Annotated in this window: 12 protein-coding genes; 8 read left to right on the top strand and 4 right to left on the bottom strand. The window is 70.8% G+C overall.

The window, feature by feature from the left end; translation table 11 throughout:
* Window positions 1–60: 60 nt before the first annotated feature.
* Window positions 61–1,263, bottom strand: a complete 1,203-nt coding sequence (locus ACFWZ5_RS40470; RefSeq protein ID WP_384806044.1) for a methyltransferase domain-containing protein — start codon at window positions 1,261–1,263, stop codon at window positions 61–63.
* A gap of 90 nt (window positions 1,264–1,353) precedes the next feature.
* Between ACFWZ5_RS40470 and ACFWZ5_RS40475 the strand changes: the two genes are divergently transcribed.
* From ACFWZ5_RS40475 to groL, 3 genes are all read left to right on the top strand, one after another.
* The gene (locus tag ACFWZ5_RS40475; RefSeq protein WP_384806046.1) at window positions 1,354–2,310 is read left to right on the top strand and encodes a polysaccharide deacetylase family protein; all 957 of its coding nucleotides are present in this window, start codon (window positions 1,354–1,356) and stop codon (window positions 2,308–2,310) included.
* A 469-nt stretch (window positions 2,311–2,779) separates the two neighbouring features.
* Window positions 2,780–3,088, top strand: a complete 309-nt coding sequence (gene groES, locus ACFWZ5_RS40480) for a co-chaperone GroES (protein ID WP_004955293.1) — start codon at window positions 2,780–2,782, stop codon at window positions 3,086–3,088.
* Window positions 3,089–3,217: 129 nt separating this feature from the next.
* The gene (gene groL / locus ACFWZ5_RS40485) at window positions 3,218–4,846 is read left to right on the top strand and encodes a chaperonin GroEL (protein ID WP_384806048.1); all 1,629 of its coding nucleotides are present in this window, start codon (window positions 3,218–3,220) and stop codon (window positions 4,844–4,846) included.
* A 156-nt stretch (window positions 4,847–5,002) separates the two neighbouring features.
* Here groL and ACFWZ5_RS40490 read toward each other — a convergent pair whose 3' ends face one another.
* Window positions 5,003–5,776: an SDR family NAD(P)-dependent oxidoreductase gene (locus ACFWZ5_RS40490; protein ID WP_384892239.1), complete on the bottom strand. Its 774-nt coding sequence runs from the start codon at window positions 5,774–5,776 to the stop codon at window positions 5,003–5,005.
* Between the two features lie 100 nt (window positions 5,777–5,876).
* Window positions 5,877–6,545 (bottom strand): MOSC domain-containing protein, encoded by a 669-nt coding sequence (locus ACFWZ5_RS40495; RefSeq protein ID WP_384805874.1) that lies wholly within the window; start codon window positions 6,543–6,545, stop codon window positions 5,877–5,879.
* A gap of 80 nt (window positions 6,546–6,625) precedes the next feature.
* Between ACFWZ5_RS40495 and ACFWZ5_RS40500 the strand changes: the two genes are divergently transcribed.
* Window positions 6,626–7,537 carry a LysR family transcriptional regulator gene (locus ACFWZ5_RS40500; RefSeq protein WP_384805876.1) on the top strand — a complete coding sequence of 304 codons (912 nt, stop codon included), beginning with the start codon at window positions 6,626–6,628 and terminating at the stop codon, window positions 7,535–7,537.
* A gap of 61 nt (window positions 7,538–7,598) precedes the next feature.
* On the opposite strand, the gene ACFWZ5_RS40505 is transcribed toward ACFWZ5_RS40500, so the two are convergent.
* Window positions 7,599–7,919, bottom strand: a complete 321-nt coding sequence (locus ACFWZ5_RS40505) for a WhiB family transcriptional regulator (protein WP_384805878.1) — start codon at window positions 7,917–7,919, stop codon at window positions 7,599–7,601.
* Between the two features lie 401 nt (window positions 7,920–8,320).
* On the opposite strand from ACFWZ5_RS40505, the gene ACFWZ5_RS40510 reads away from it, so the two are divergent.
* The 4 genes from ACFWZ5_RS40510 to ACFWZ5_RS40525 all read left to right on the top strand — a co-directional run bounded on the left by ACFWZ5_RS40510 (window position 8,321) and on the right by ACFWZ5_RS40525 (window position 12,712).
* Window positions 8,321–8,932, top strand: a complete 612-nt coding sequence (locus ACFWZ5_RS40510; protein WP_003948568.1) for a response regulator transcription factor — start codon at window positions 8,321–8,323, stop codon at window positions 8,930–8,932.
* A 268-nt stretch (window positions 8,933–9,200) separates the two neighbouring features.
* A complete protein-coding gene (locus ACFWZ5_RS40515; protein ID WP_016642708.1) occupies window positions 9,201–9,776 on the top strand; it encodes a sigma-70 family RNA polymerase sigma factor in 576 nt (191 codons plus the stop codon).
* A gap of 182 nt (window positions 9,777–9,958) precedes the next feature.
* Window positions 9,959–11,467: an IMP dehydrogenase gene (guaB, locus tag ACFWZ5_RS40520; RefSeq protein ID WP_384892243.1), complete on the top strand. Its 1,509-nt coding sequence runs from the start codon at window positions 9,959–9,961 to the stop codon at window positions 11,465–11,467.
* 120 nt (window positions 11,468–11,587) lie between these two features.
* The gene (locus ACFWZ5_RS40525) at window positions 11,588–12,712 is read left to right on the top strand and encodes a GuaB3 family IMP dehydrogenase-related protein (protein ID WP_384806979.1); all 1,125 of its coding nucleotides are present in this window, start codon (window positions 11,588–11,590) and stop codon (window positions 12,710–12,712) included.
* Window positions 12,713–12,764 lie beyond the last annotated feature (52 nt).

The following is a 12,764-nucleotide window of genomic DNA, read 5'->3' on the forward strand; positions in this document are numbered from 1 at the left end:
GGGCGGAGCCCCCTGGTTTTGGGTAAAGGGGCGGGTCTGGGGCGCCCCGCGAAGGACCGACTACAGCGGGTGGCCCAGGAGCATCGTCGGTGCCCCCGCGACCCGCGTGAGGAAGACCGTGGCGGAACCGGAGCCCTGGGGCTTGACCTTCCGGCGGAGTTCCTCCGGCTCCACCGCCGACCCCCGCTTCTTCACCGTCAGAACCCCCACCCCCCGCTCCCGAAGCAACGCCTTCAACTTCTTCACATTGAACGGCATCTGATCAGTGATCTCGTACGCACTGGCGTACGCCACCTCCCGCGCGACATCGGACGTGACGTACGCGATGGTCTCGTCGATGAGCCCGCCCTCCACGAGGGCGGCCACGTCGGCGACCAGATGGGCCCGGATGACGGCCCCGTCGGGCTCGTACAGGTAGCGGCCGACGGCCCGGACGGCCGGATCGGCCGGCATCGCGGCGCGCGCGGCGCACAACGTGGCGCCCGACGGCAGCAGCGTCGCCCGGTGCGAACCACCCGCGTCCGTGCCGAACCACAGCACGGCCTCCTTCACGTCCCCGCCGTCCGAGATCCACTCGGCCTCCGCCTCGCCGGGCACGGCGTCGTGCGGAATGCCGGGCGCGATCTTCAGGGCGGCGAGCGGCGCCTTGCGGGCGGCGGCGACGGCCCAGGACAGGGGCGGCGAGTACGCCTCGGGGTCGAAGATCCGGCCGCGCCCACCACGCCGGGCGGGGTCCACGAAGACCGCGTCGTACGCCTGAGTGTCCACCTCCGTCACATCGGCCTCGCGGACCTCGATCAGATCCTCCAGACCGAGGGCGCGGGCGTTGGCGCGCGCGACCGCGCAGGTCAGCGGGTCACGGTCGACGGCGAGCACGGCGATCCCGGCGCGCGCCAGAGCGATCGCGTCGCCGCCGATGCCGCAGCACAGGTCGGCGACGCGGCGGACGCCGAGGTCCTGCAAGCGCCGGGCCCGGTACGTCGCCACGGTCGTGCGCGTGGACTGCTCGACGCCGTTCGGCGTGAAGAACATGCGCGCGGCGTCCTCGGCGCCGAACTTCGCCACCGCGCGCTGCCGCAGACGGGCCTGCCCGAGCGCGGCCGAGACCAGCCCGGCCGGGTGGTCGCGGCGCAGCCGGGTGGCGACCGCGAGCTCGTTGGCCGGTTCGACGTCGCGCACCTCGTCGAGCAGGGCGCGGCCCTCGTCGGTGAGGAGCGCGGCGAAGGCGTCGCGTGCGGTGTGCGGGTCTTGCGGAGCGTTCACCGGCCCATTGTGGGCCAGTCGGTGGAAGGTGCGCGTCCGGCGGCGGTGTCGGCCCCTCGGCAGGGCCCTGAACTGCGAGGATCCGGCGCCATGCGACTAGTACGACAAACTGCGGAATCAGCAGGAAAGCGGACACGTAAGCGGACGCGTAAGCGGCAGAAGCGGGCCTGCGCGGTGGCCGGCGGGCTCGCCCTCGCCGCCGTCGCCTCCGGGTGCGCGTCGGACGCCGAGGAGGCCCGCTCGGGGGCGAACGCCGCCCACGGCCAGCAGCCCCGCCTCGCGCCGCCCGCCCAGGCCCTGCGGGAGTACGCCCATGAGCTGCGCGCGAGCCAGGCCGCGCGGGCCGCCGCCGCGAAGCGCTGGGGCCTGGCCAGGGTGCCCCTGACGGCGCCCGCCGCGCCCGCCGCCAAGCCGGTCCTCACCACCCGCAAGGGCTTCGAGGTCAAGGGGCAGGCGGAGCTCCCGCCCGTGTTCACCACCGTCCCCACCAAGGAGAAGGTCGTCTTCCTGACCGTCGACGACGGGGCCGAGAAGGACCCGGCGTTCCTGCGGATGATGACCGAACTGAAGATCCCGTACACCGCGTTCCTCAGCGACTACCTCGTCAAGGAGGACTACGGATACTTCAAGGGGATGCGGGACCGTGGCGTCGTACTGAACAACCACACCCTCAACCACCGCTATCTGCCCGGGCTCTCCTACGAGGCGCAGCGGCGCGAGATCTGCGGCATGCAGGACACCATCGAACGGCGCTACGGCAAGCGGCCCGAGCTGTTCCGGCCGCCGTACGGCAACTACAACCGCGACACCCTGCGCGCCGCGAAGTCCTGCGGGATCAAGGCGGTGCCGCTGTGGGCGTCCGAGGCCTACGCCGACCACATGGAATGGCGCGAATGGGACCGTGACCTGCACCCCGGCGACATCGTCCTCACGCACTTCCGGGGCCGCGGGGACTGGAAGGGCACCATGCCCGACATGGTCCGCACGGTCATGAAGACGATCACAGAGAGGGGCTACGCGGTGGCCCGCCTGGAGGACTACCTGTGAGGGCCCTCGCCGCCGCAGCCTTCTTGATCCTCCTGACGGGCTGCGCCCAATCGGTGGACCCGATCGAGAGGCTCGGGCGGAAGGCGGCCGAAAAGATGTCGCCACCCGGCTGTGGGCAGTCGTTCCGCATGGCGGAACGGGTGGGCACAGCCCCACGCGCCGGGCAACCGGAATCAGGGCGGAGCCCAGAAACCCCCGCGCCCCGCGCGGAACCCTCCCCCAACGCGGAGCGTTGCCGAAAAGAGGCCCACCCCCTGGTGCGGAGCACCGATTCCCCCTGAGCCGGCGGCAGCCAATTGGCACTCCGCTTGACCGAGTGCTAATCGCCGTCCTAGTCTCGGGCCTGGCACTCCCACCTGGAGAGTGCCAGAAGCGACGGGCAGGTCCGGCACCCGCGACGACGGATCGACCTGGTCGCCACCTCTAGATCAGTTAACCCCGCGAGATCTCCGAAGGGGGAGGTCGGATCGTGACGACCGCCAGCTCCAAGGTTGCCATCAAGCCGCTCGAGGACCGCATCGTGGTCCAGCCGCTCGACGCCGAGCAGACCACGGCCTCTGGCCTGGTTATCCCGGACACCGCGAAGGAGAAGCCCCAGGAGGGCGCCGTCCTCGCCGTGGGCCCGGGCCGTTTCGAGAACGGCGAGCGCCTTCCGCTCGACGTGAAGGTCGGCGACGTCGTGCTCTACAGCAAGTACGGCGGCACCGAGGTGAAGTACAACGGCGACGAGTACCTGGTGCTCTCCGCCCGCGACGTGCTCGCGATCATCGAGAAGTGATCAAGAAGTAGTCGCCTGCTTCACCCAGCAGATTTGCTTCGTGCTGCGCCCCTGGTCACCCCGCTGATTGCCGGGCGGCAAGGGGCGCAGTTCGTTCATACGAGTTTCCGAGAGGGCTGAAACGCTCCCATGGCGAAGATCCTGAAGTTCGACGAGGACGCCCGTCGCGCCCTCGAGCGCGGCGTCAACAAGCTTGCCGACACGGTCAAGGTGACGATCGGCCCCAAGGGCCGCAACGTCGTCATCGACAAGAAGTTCGGCGCCCCCACCATCACCAACGACGGTGTCACCATCGCCCGCGAGGTCGAGGTCGAGGACCCGTACGAGAACCTCGGTGCCCAGCTGGTGAAGGAGGTGGCGACCAAGACCAACGACATCGCTGGTGACGGCACCACCACCGCCACCGTGCTCGCCCAGGCCCTCGTCAAGGAAGGCCTGCGCAACGTCGCCGCCGGCGCCTCCCCGGCCGCCCTGAAGAAGGGCATCGACGCCGCGGTCAAGGCCGTCTCCGACGACCTGCTCGCCACCGCGCGCCCGATCGACGACAAGTCCGACATCGCCGCCGTGGCCGGGCTCTCCGCCCAGGACCAGCAGGTCGGCGAGCTCATCGCCGAGGCGATGGACAAGGTCGGCAAGGACGGTGTCATCACCGTCGAGGAGTCCAACACCTTCGGTCTCGAGCTGGACTTCACCGAGGGCATGGCCTTCGACAAGGGCTACCTGTCGCCGTACTTCGTGACGGACCAGGAGCGCATGGAGGCCGTCCTGGAGGACCCGTACATCCTCATCCACCAGGGCAAGATCTCCTCCATCCAGGACCTGCTGCCGCTCCTGGAGAAGGTCATCCAGGCCGGCTCCTCGAAGCCGCTCCTGATCATCGCCGAGGACGTCGAGGGCGAGGCCCTCTCCACCCTCGTCGTGAACAAGATCCGCGGTACGTTCAACGCGGTGGCCGTCAAGGCCCCCGGCTTCGGCGACCGCCGCAAGGCGATGCTCGGCGACATGGCCACCCTCACGGGCGGCACCGTCATCGCCGAGGAGGTCGGCCTCAAGCTCGACCAGGTCGGCCTGGACGTGCTCGGCTCCGCCCGCCGCGTGACGATCACCAAGGACGACACCACGATCGTCGACGGCGGCGGCAACGCCGGTGACGTCGAGGGCCGCGTCGCCCAGATCAAGGCCGAGATCGAGGCCACGGACTCCGACTGGGACCGCGAGAAGCTCCAGGAGCGCCTCGCGAAGCTGGCCGGCGGCGTGTGCGTCATCAAGGTCGGCGCCGCGACCGAGGTCGAGCTCAAGGAGAAGAAGCACCGTCTGGAGGACGCCATCTCCGCGACCCGCGCCGCGGTCGAGGAGGGCATCGTCTCCGGTGGTGGCTCCGCGCTCGTCCACGCCGTCAAGGTCCTCGAGGGCAACCTCGACAAGACCGGCGACGAGGCCACCGGCGTCTCCGTCGTCCGCAAGGCCGCCGTCGAGCCGCTGCGCTGGATCGCCGAGAACGCCGGCCTCGAGGGCTACGTCATCACCTCCAAGGTGGCGGAGCTCGACAAGGGCTTCGGCTTCAACGCCGCGACCGGCGAGTACGTCGACCTGGTCAAGGCCGGCGTCATCGACCCGGTGAAGGTCACGCGCTCCGCCCTGGAGAACGCCGCGTCCATCGCTTCGCTGCTGCTCACGACCGAGACCCTGGTCGTCGAGAAGCCGGCGGAGGAGGAGGCCGAGGCCGGTCACAGCCACGGGCACGGTCACGCTCACTGAGCGTGACCTGAGGTAGGACCAGCCGGAGGCCCGGCATCCCGTCGCGGGGTGCCGGGCCTCCGTGTTTGCGGCGGGGCGTCTGCCGGGTTGCGCTTCGCGGCCGACCGCGGGTCGTGGTCCGTCCTCGCGCAGTTCCCCGCGCCCCTTCGGGGCGCTTTACTGCGGGCCGTACTTGCGTCCCGTTCGGGACGTGACTCCGCCGAGGAGGGCTCGCGGCGTCAGCTTCACCACGCCCATCAGTGCCTTGTAGCGCGGATCCGGCACCGAGAGGGTCTTGCCGCGGGCGAGGTCCGTGAGGGCCGTGGCCACGAGGCGGTCCGCGTCGAGCCACATCCAGTTGGGGATGTTGTCGGTGCCCATCCCGGCCCGCTCGTGGAACTCCGTACGTACGAAGCCGGGGCACAGCGCCATCAGCCGCACCCCGGACCCGGCGAGGTCACGCGCCGCGCCCTGGGTGAACTGGGCGATCCACGCCTTGGACGCCCCGTACGTGCCGCGCGGCACGAATGCCGCGATCGACGCGACGTTGACGACGCCGCCGCGCCCCCGCTCCCGCATCTGTTCCGTCGCCGCCGACGTCAGCCGGAGGACGGCCTCGCAGTGCACCTTCAGCATGGTGAGCTCGTCGGCGAGCGTGACCTCCAAGTAGCGGCCCTTGTTGGCGAATCCGGCGTTGTTGACCAGCAGGTCGACCGGGTCCCTGCGGCGGCCGAGCCGCTCCTCGACGGCCGCGATGCCGTCGTCCGTGGCGAGGTCCGCGGTGAGGACCTCCACCTCCACGCGGTGCCGGTCGTGCAGCTCGGTCGCCTGTTCCTTCATCCGCTCGGTGTCGCGTGCCACCAGGACGAGGTTGTGGCCGTCGGCGGCGAGACGCCGCGCGAAGGCGGCGCCGATGCCCGCGGTCGAACCCGTGATGAGAGCCGTAGTCATGGACCAAGGCTAGTGACGCGCGGGACCGCCGCGCGCCACGAGCCGGGCCCGGCCGGTCCGGGGGCCGGGCGATGAGGCGTCAGATGGGGGTGGTGGGGCGTCAGCCGCCTTGCTGCGCCAGGTACTTGAGGGCCTTCCGGGTCGCCTCGGGGTGCAGGGCGTCGCCCGCCGCCAGCAGGGACGGCAGCAGCTCCCGCTCCAGCGTCGAGGCCCTGAACTGCAGCGCGACGGTGACGTCGTGGTCGGGCCTGTGCACGATCTCGACGGCGTCGCCCGCCTGGATCTCGCCGGGTTCGAGCACCCGCAGATAGGCGCCGGGCAGCACCGCCTGCGTGAACTCCCTGATCCAGCCCTGCTGGTCCAGGTGGCCCTGGAACGTGCGGCAGGGGATGCGGGACGAGGTGACTTCGAGCAGGAGGTCCGCGCCGACGCGCCAGCGCTCGCCGATCTTCGCGCCGTTCACGTCGACGCCGGTCGTCGTCAGGTTCTCGCCGAAGACGCCGTTGGGGAGCGCGCGGCCGAGGCGGCGGCCCCACTCGTCGAGGTCCTCGCGCGCGAAGGCGTACACCGCCTGGTCGTTCCCGCCGTGGTTGCGCAGGTCGCAGATCGTGTCTCCGGCGAGGCCGCTGCCGCCGGTCCCCTTGGGGCCGGGAGCGGCCACCCGAACGGGCCCGTCCGTCGGCTGTTTGTCGATCCCGGTGCGGCCGCCGGGGGCGCTGGTGTACGGGACGGACTTGGGGCGGCCCACATTCACGGAGAGAAGCTTCATCCGGTCAGGCTATGCCGAGCGTGCTCAAAGCAGCTACGCAATATTGTGCATCGCACCCAAGGGTCGCTTATGCTCGGTTCATGATCGAGGCCCGTCATCTCCGTGTCCTGCGCGCCGTCGCCGCCACCGGCTCCTTCTCGGCGGCGGCCCGCGAGCTCGGCTGTACGCAGCCCGCGGTCAGCCAGCAGATGAAGGCCCTCGAGGCGTCGGCGGGCACGCCGCTGCTCATCCGCACGGGCCGCGAGATGCGGCTGACGCAGGCGGGCGAGGCCCTGGTCCGGCACGCCGCGGGCATCCTCGCCGGGCTCACCGCCGCCGAGGAGGAGGTGGCCGCGATCGCGGGCCTGCGCGCGGGCCGGGTGCGGCTCGTCTCCTTCCCCAGCGGTTCCTCGACCCTGGTGCCGGGCGCGCTCGCGGCCCTGCGCGCCGCCCACCCCGGCACCCGTGTCTCCCTGGAGGAGGCGGAGCCGCCCCGCTCGGTGGAGATGCTGCGCGCGGGCGACTGCGACGTGGCGCTCGCCTTCCGGTACGAGGGCGCGCGGCACGAGGGCGCCGCCGCCCCGGACGAGTGGGACGACCTGGTCGTGCGCCCGCTGCTCAGCGACCGGCTCGCCGGGCTCGTACCGGAGGGGCACCGGCTCGCCAAGGAGGACAGCGTCACCATCGGCGAGCTCGCCGACGAGTCCTGGATCGCGGGCTGCCCGCGCTGCCGCCGCCAGCTGGTCGAGGTCTGCGAGAGCGCGGGCTTCACGCCTCGGATCGACTTCGCCACGGACGACTACCCCGCGGTGATCGGCCTGGTCGGCGCGGGCCTCGGCGTGGCGGTGCTGCCGGAGCTCGCCCTGGAGTCGGTCCGTCCGAAGGGCGCCCGCGCGGTGACGGTGGAGCCGGCCGTGCGCCGCGAGATCGTCGCGCTGACGTTGCCGGATCTGGCGCAGGTACCGGCTGTCGCGGCGACGCTCGACCACTTGGCGCGGGCCGCCGCGCGCTGACGCGTCTCTCCCGCGCGGGGTTTTCCGGCGCCTCCGGCGCCACCGCAGGAGAAACGTTCCTTCAGGAAGGCGATCCGCCCGTGCCCGCCGCCGTCACCAGGCGATTGCGCGCACGCCCCATCAGCTCCTCCCGTTCGTCCTCGGTGAGGCCGCCCCACACGCCGTACGGCTCGCGCACCGCGAGCGCGTGCGCGGCGCACTCCGCGCGCACCGGGCACCGCATGCAGACCTCCTTGGCCGAGTTCTCGCGCGCACTGCGCGCCGCGCCGCGCTCGCCCTCCGGGTGGAAGAAGAGCGAGCTGTCCACCCCACGGCAGGCCGCGAGGAGCTGCCAGTCCCACAGATCTGCGTTCGGTCCGGGGAGGCGGGAGAAATCTGCCATTGCTTGTCTCCTGTGGCCGTTGGTAACCGTACTGAGATGACATGGATCACATGGAAGCGACGCTCATGACCGTACATCGACTATCTAAGGAGATGAAAATATGACTCATTGCGAATCTAGCCACAGACACCGGCAAAAGGGAAGAAAAGCCGCTAAATGGGGCATAGGGCTCGATGGGCGGCGTACTGGCCCGTGCCGCCTGTGCCGTGTCCGTCCCCTCACGTAGAGTGCCGAAGGTGGCTGCCTGACCCGTAACTCTTTCGAGTGACCGTCGTTGAGAGTGCGGAGGCGGTTGAAACAACAAGCGCTCGGGCAGGTGTCCGAGAGCGTCAACCGCACAGGTGACGACTTGTACCAGCCTGGAGGCTCAAGGTGACGCGCATCAGCTGCGGAGGACGGCCATGACATCCGTCCTCGTCTGCGACGACTCCCCGCTCGCCCGAGAGGCGCTCCGCCGCGCGGTCGCGACCGTGCCCGGCGTCGAGCGCGTGACGACAGCGGCCAACGGCGAGGAAGTCCTCCGCCGCTGGGGCGCCGATCGCTCGGACCTGATCCTGATGGACGTACGCATGCCCGGACTGGGCGGCGTCGAGACCGTGCGGCGGCTGCTCTCCGCCGACCCGGGGGCACGGATCATCATGCTCACGGTCGCCGAGGACCTGGACGGCGTGGCGCTCGCCGTCGCCGCGGGCGCCCGGGGCTATCTGCACAAGGACGCCTCGCGCGCCGAGCTGCGCGCGACCGTCACACAGGCCCTCGCCGACCCGACCTGGCGGCTCGCCCCGCGCCGCCTGCGCTCGGCCGAGATGGGCGCCGCGCCCACGCTCACCGCGCGTGAGATCCAGGTCCTCGAAGGCATGAGCCACGGCCGGTCCAACGCGGAGATCGGGCGCGAGCTCTTCCTCTCCGAGGACACGGTGAAGACGCACGCCAGGCGCCTGTTCAAGAAGCTCGGCGCGTCGGACCGCGCACACGCGGTGGCGCTCGGCTTCCGCTGGGGCCTGGTCCGCTAAGTGGCCTGTCGCGGGGGAACGGCGATCCCCGCCCGCCGTGCGGCGGGCGGGGCCACGGAGGGCCGCCGACACCCCCCGCTCAGGAGCGGCTTGTGGCGCTTCGCCGCCGATGCCGCATCCTTGAGGTGTGGAGTTCCTTGGGGACGAGTCGGCCGAGCGGAAGGGGAGGGCGCGGGGGATGAGTTTCGGCGCACCTGCTCATAACGCTTCGGTGCACAACTATGGACGCGGTGCCACGGATCAGTCAGCGCCGAGGCACCATGGACCGATGCGCGATGACAAGACGACGGTGATCGGTGCCCTCGTCCTTCGCGCCGTCGAGGGTGACGAGCAGGCCACGCACGACCTCCTGGCCCACGTCCACCCGCTCGCGCTGCGCTACTGCCGCACCCGCCTCTCCCGACTGCCGGGTGACGCGCGGCACTTCGTGGAGGACCTCGCGCAGGAAGTGTGCGTCGCGGTCCTGCTCGCGCTGCCGCGCTACCGGGACACCGGGCGGCCCTTCGAGGCCTTCGTCTTCGCCATCGCCGCGCACAAGGTCGCCGACCTGCAGCGCGCCGCGATGCGGCACCCCGGTTCCACCGCGGTGCCGTCCGACGAGATGCCCGAGCGGCCCGACGACTCGCTCGGGCCCGAGGAGCGGGCGCTGCTCAGCAGCGACGCGGAGTGGGCCAAGAAGCTGCTCGCCAATCTTCCGGAGAACCAGCGGGAGCTGTTGCTGCTGCGGGTCGCCGTGGGGCTCACGGCGGAGGAGACCGGGCAGATGCTGGGCATGTCCCCTGGCGCGGTCCGGGTGGCCCAGCACCGCGCCCTGAGCCGCCTGCGCGCGCTGGCCGAGCAGTAGCGGTCTCGGATTTCAGCCCGTCCGGCGTTTGAGGGCGAGGCCGAAGGCCGATCTGCGGCGGCCCACGAGCGCGCTTGTGGGAATCTACGAAGCCTCGGGGCGCCCGTGATCGTGGAATGAGAGAGTCCCGCTTCCCGTTAGCATGGACATCCGCACCGATCAAGGCCATTGGGGAAGGTGTCATGACTGCCAACGTCGACGGAGTGCCCGAGAAATTCGCGACACTCGGGCTGACCTACGACGACGTGCTGCTGCTGCCGGGCGCGTCCGACATGGCGCCCGACCAGATCGACACCTCCTCGTACATCTCGAAGAACGTGCGGGTGAACATCCCGCTGCTCTCCGCCGCGATGGACAAGGTCACCGAGTCCCGCATGGCCATCGCCATGGCGCGGCAGGGCGGCGTCGGCGTGCTGCACCGCAACCTCTCCATCGCCGACCAGGCCAACCAGGTCGACCTGGTCAAGCGCTCCGAGTCCGGCATGGTGACGGACCCCATCACGGTGCACCCGGACGCCACGCTCGCCGAGGCCGACGCGATCTGCGCCAAGTTCCGCATCAGCGGCGTCCCGGTCACCGACCCGGCGGGCAAGCTGCTCGGCATCGTCACCAACCGCGACATGGCCTTCGAGAGCGACCGCTCGCGCCAGGTGCGCGAGGTCATGACGCCGATGCCGCTGGTCACCGGCAAGGTCGGGATCAGCGGTGTGGACGCCATGGAGCTCCTTCGCCGCCACAAGATCGAGAAGCTGCCGCTGGTCGACGACAGCGGCGTCCTCAAGGGCCTGATCACGGTCAAGGACTTCGTGAAGGCCGAGAAGTACCCGAACGCCGCCAAGGACGCCGAGGGCCGCCTCATCGTCGGTGCCGCCGTCGGCGTCGCCGGTGACGCCTTCGACCGCGCCCAGGCGCTGATCGAGGCGGGCGTCGACTTCATCGTCGTCGACACCGCGCACGGCCACTCCCGGCTCGTCGGCGACATGGTCGCCAAGATCAAGTCGAACTCCAGCGGCGTCGACGTCATCGGCGGCAACATCGCCACGCGGGACGGCGCCCAGGCCCTCATCGACTCCGGTGTCGACGGCATCAAGGTCGGCGTCGGCCCCGGCTCCATCTGCACGACCCGCGTCGTCGCCGGCATCGGCGTACCGCAGGTAACGGCCATCTACGAAGCGTCGCTCGCCGCCAAGGAAGCCGGTGTCCCGGTGATCGGCGACGGCGGCCTGCAGTACTCGGGCGACATCGCGAAGGCCCTGGTCGCGGGCGCCGACACGGTGATGCTCGGCTCCCTGCTCGCGGGCTGCGAGGAGTCCCCCGGCGAGCTGCTCTTCATCAACGGCAAGCAGTTCAAGTCGTACCGCGGCATGGGCTCCCTGGGCGCCATGCAGTCGCGCGGCGAGCAGAAGTCCTTCTCCAAGGACCGCTACTTCCAGGAGGGCGTCGCCTCCGACGAGAAGCTGGTCCCCGAGGGCATCGAGGGCCAGGTGCCCTACCGCGGTCCGCTGTCGGCGGTCGTGCACCAGCTGGTGGGCGGTCTGCGCCAGTCGATGTTCTACGTGGGCGGGCGCACGGTGCCCGAGCTCCAGGCCAATGGCCGATTCGTACGGATCACGTCCGCGGGCCTCAAGGAGAGCCACCCGCACGACATCCAGATGACGGTCGAGGCACCGAACTACAGCCGCAACAAGTAGCGGCCACGCGCGCGTGGGGGCGGCCCGGAATCCTGGGCCGCCCCCACGCGCGTGTGTCGGGGATACTGGAACGGCACATGGAGAGCCGTAGTGCCGTAGGAAAGCTGAAGGGCCACACACGTGACTGAGATCGAGATCGGGCGCGGCAAGCGCGGCCGCCGGGCGTACGCCTTCGACGACATCGCCGTCGTACCGAGTCGGCGCACCCGCGACCCGAAGGAGGTCTCGATCGCCTGGCAGATCGACGCCTACCGCTTCGAGCTGCCCTTCCTCGCGGCTCCCATGGACTCCGTGGTGTCGCCGTCGACCGCGATCCGCATCGGCGAGCTCGGCGGCCTCGGCGTCCTGAACCTCGAAGGCCTGTGGACGCGGTACGAGGACCCGCAGCCGCTGCTCGACGAGATCGGTGAGCTGCCCGCCGAGGCGGCGACCCGCCGCCTCCAGGAGATCTACGCGGCCCCCATCAAGGAGGAGCTGATCGGGCAGCGCATCAAGGAGGTGCGCGACTCCGGCGTCGTCACCGCCGCCGCGCTCTCGCCGCAGCGCACCGCGCAGTTCTCCAAGGCCGTCGTGGACGCGGGCGTCGACATCTTCGTGATCCGCGGGACGACGGTGTCGGCCGAGCACGTCTCCGGTGCCGCCGAGCCGCTGAACCTGAAGCAGTTCATCTACGAGCTGGACGTCCCGGTGATCGTCGGCGGCTGCGCCACGTACACCGCCGCCCTGCACCTGATGCGCACGGGCGCGGCCGGTGTCCTCGTCGGCTTCGGCGGCGGCGCCGCGCACACCACGCGCAACGTCCTCGGCATCCAGGTGCCCATGGCCACCGCCGTGGCCGACGTCGCGGCCGCGCGCCGTGACTACATGGACGAGTCCGGCGGCCGCTACGTCCACGTCATCGCCGACGGCGGCGTGGGCTGGTCCGGCGACCTGCCGAAGGCCATCGCCTGCGGCGCGGACGCCGTGATGATGGGCTCGCCGCTCGCGCGCGCCACGGACGCGCCCGGCAAGGGTCACCACTGGGGCATGGAGGCCGTCCACGAGGACGTGCCGCGCGGCAAGAAGGTCGACCTGGGCACGGTCGGCACGACCGAGGAGATCCTCACGGGTCCCTCGCACATCCCGGACGGCTCGATGAACTTCTTCGGCGCCCTGCGCCGCGCGATGGCCACGACCGGCTACAGCGAGCTCAAGGAGTTCCAGCGGGTCGAGGTGACGGTGGCGGACTCGCAGCACAAGCGGTGACGTCGCACTGGGCTTGAGCAGGTAGAAGTCAGGGGCCGGGCCACCTTCGGGT

Source organism: Streptomyces sp. NPDC059003, from assembly GCF_042740445.1.
In the GTDB taxonomy this organism is placed as follows: domain Bacteria; phylum Actinomycetota; class Actinomycetes; order Streptomycetales; family Streptomycetaceae; genus Streptomyces.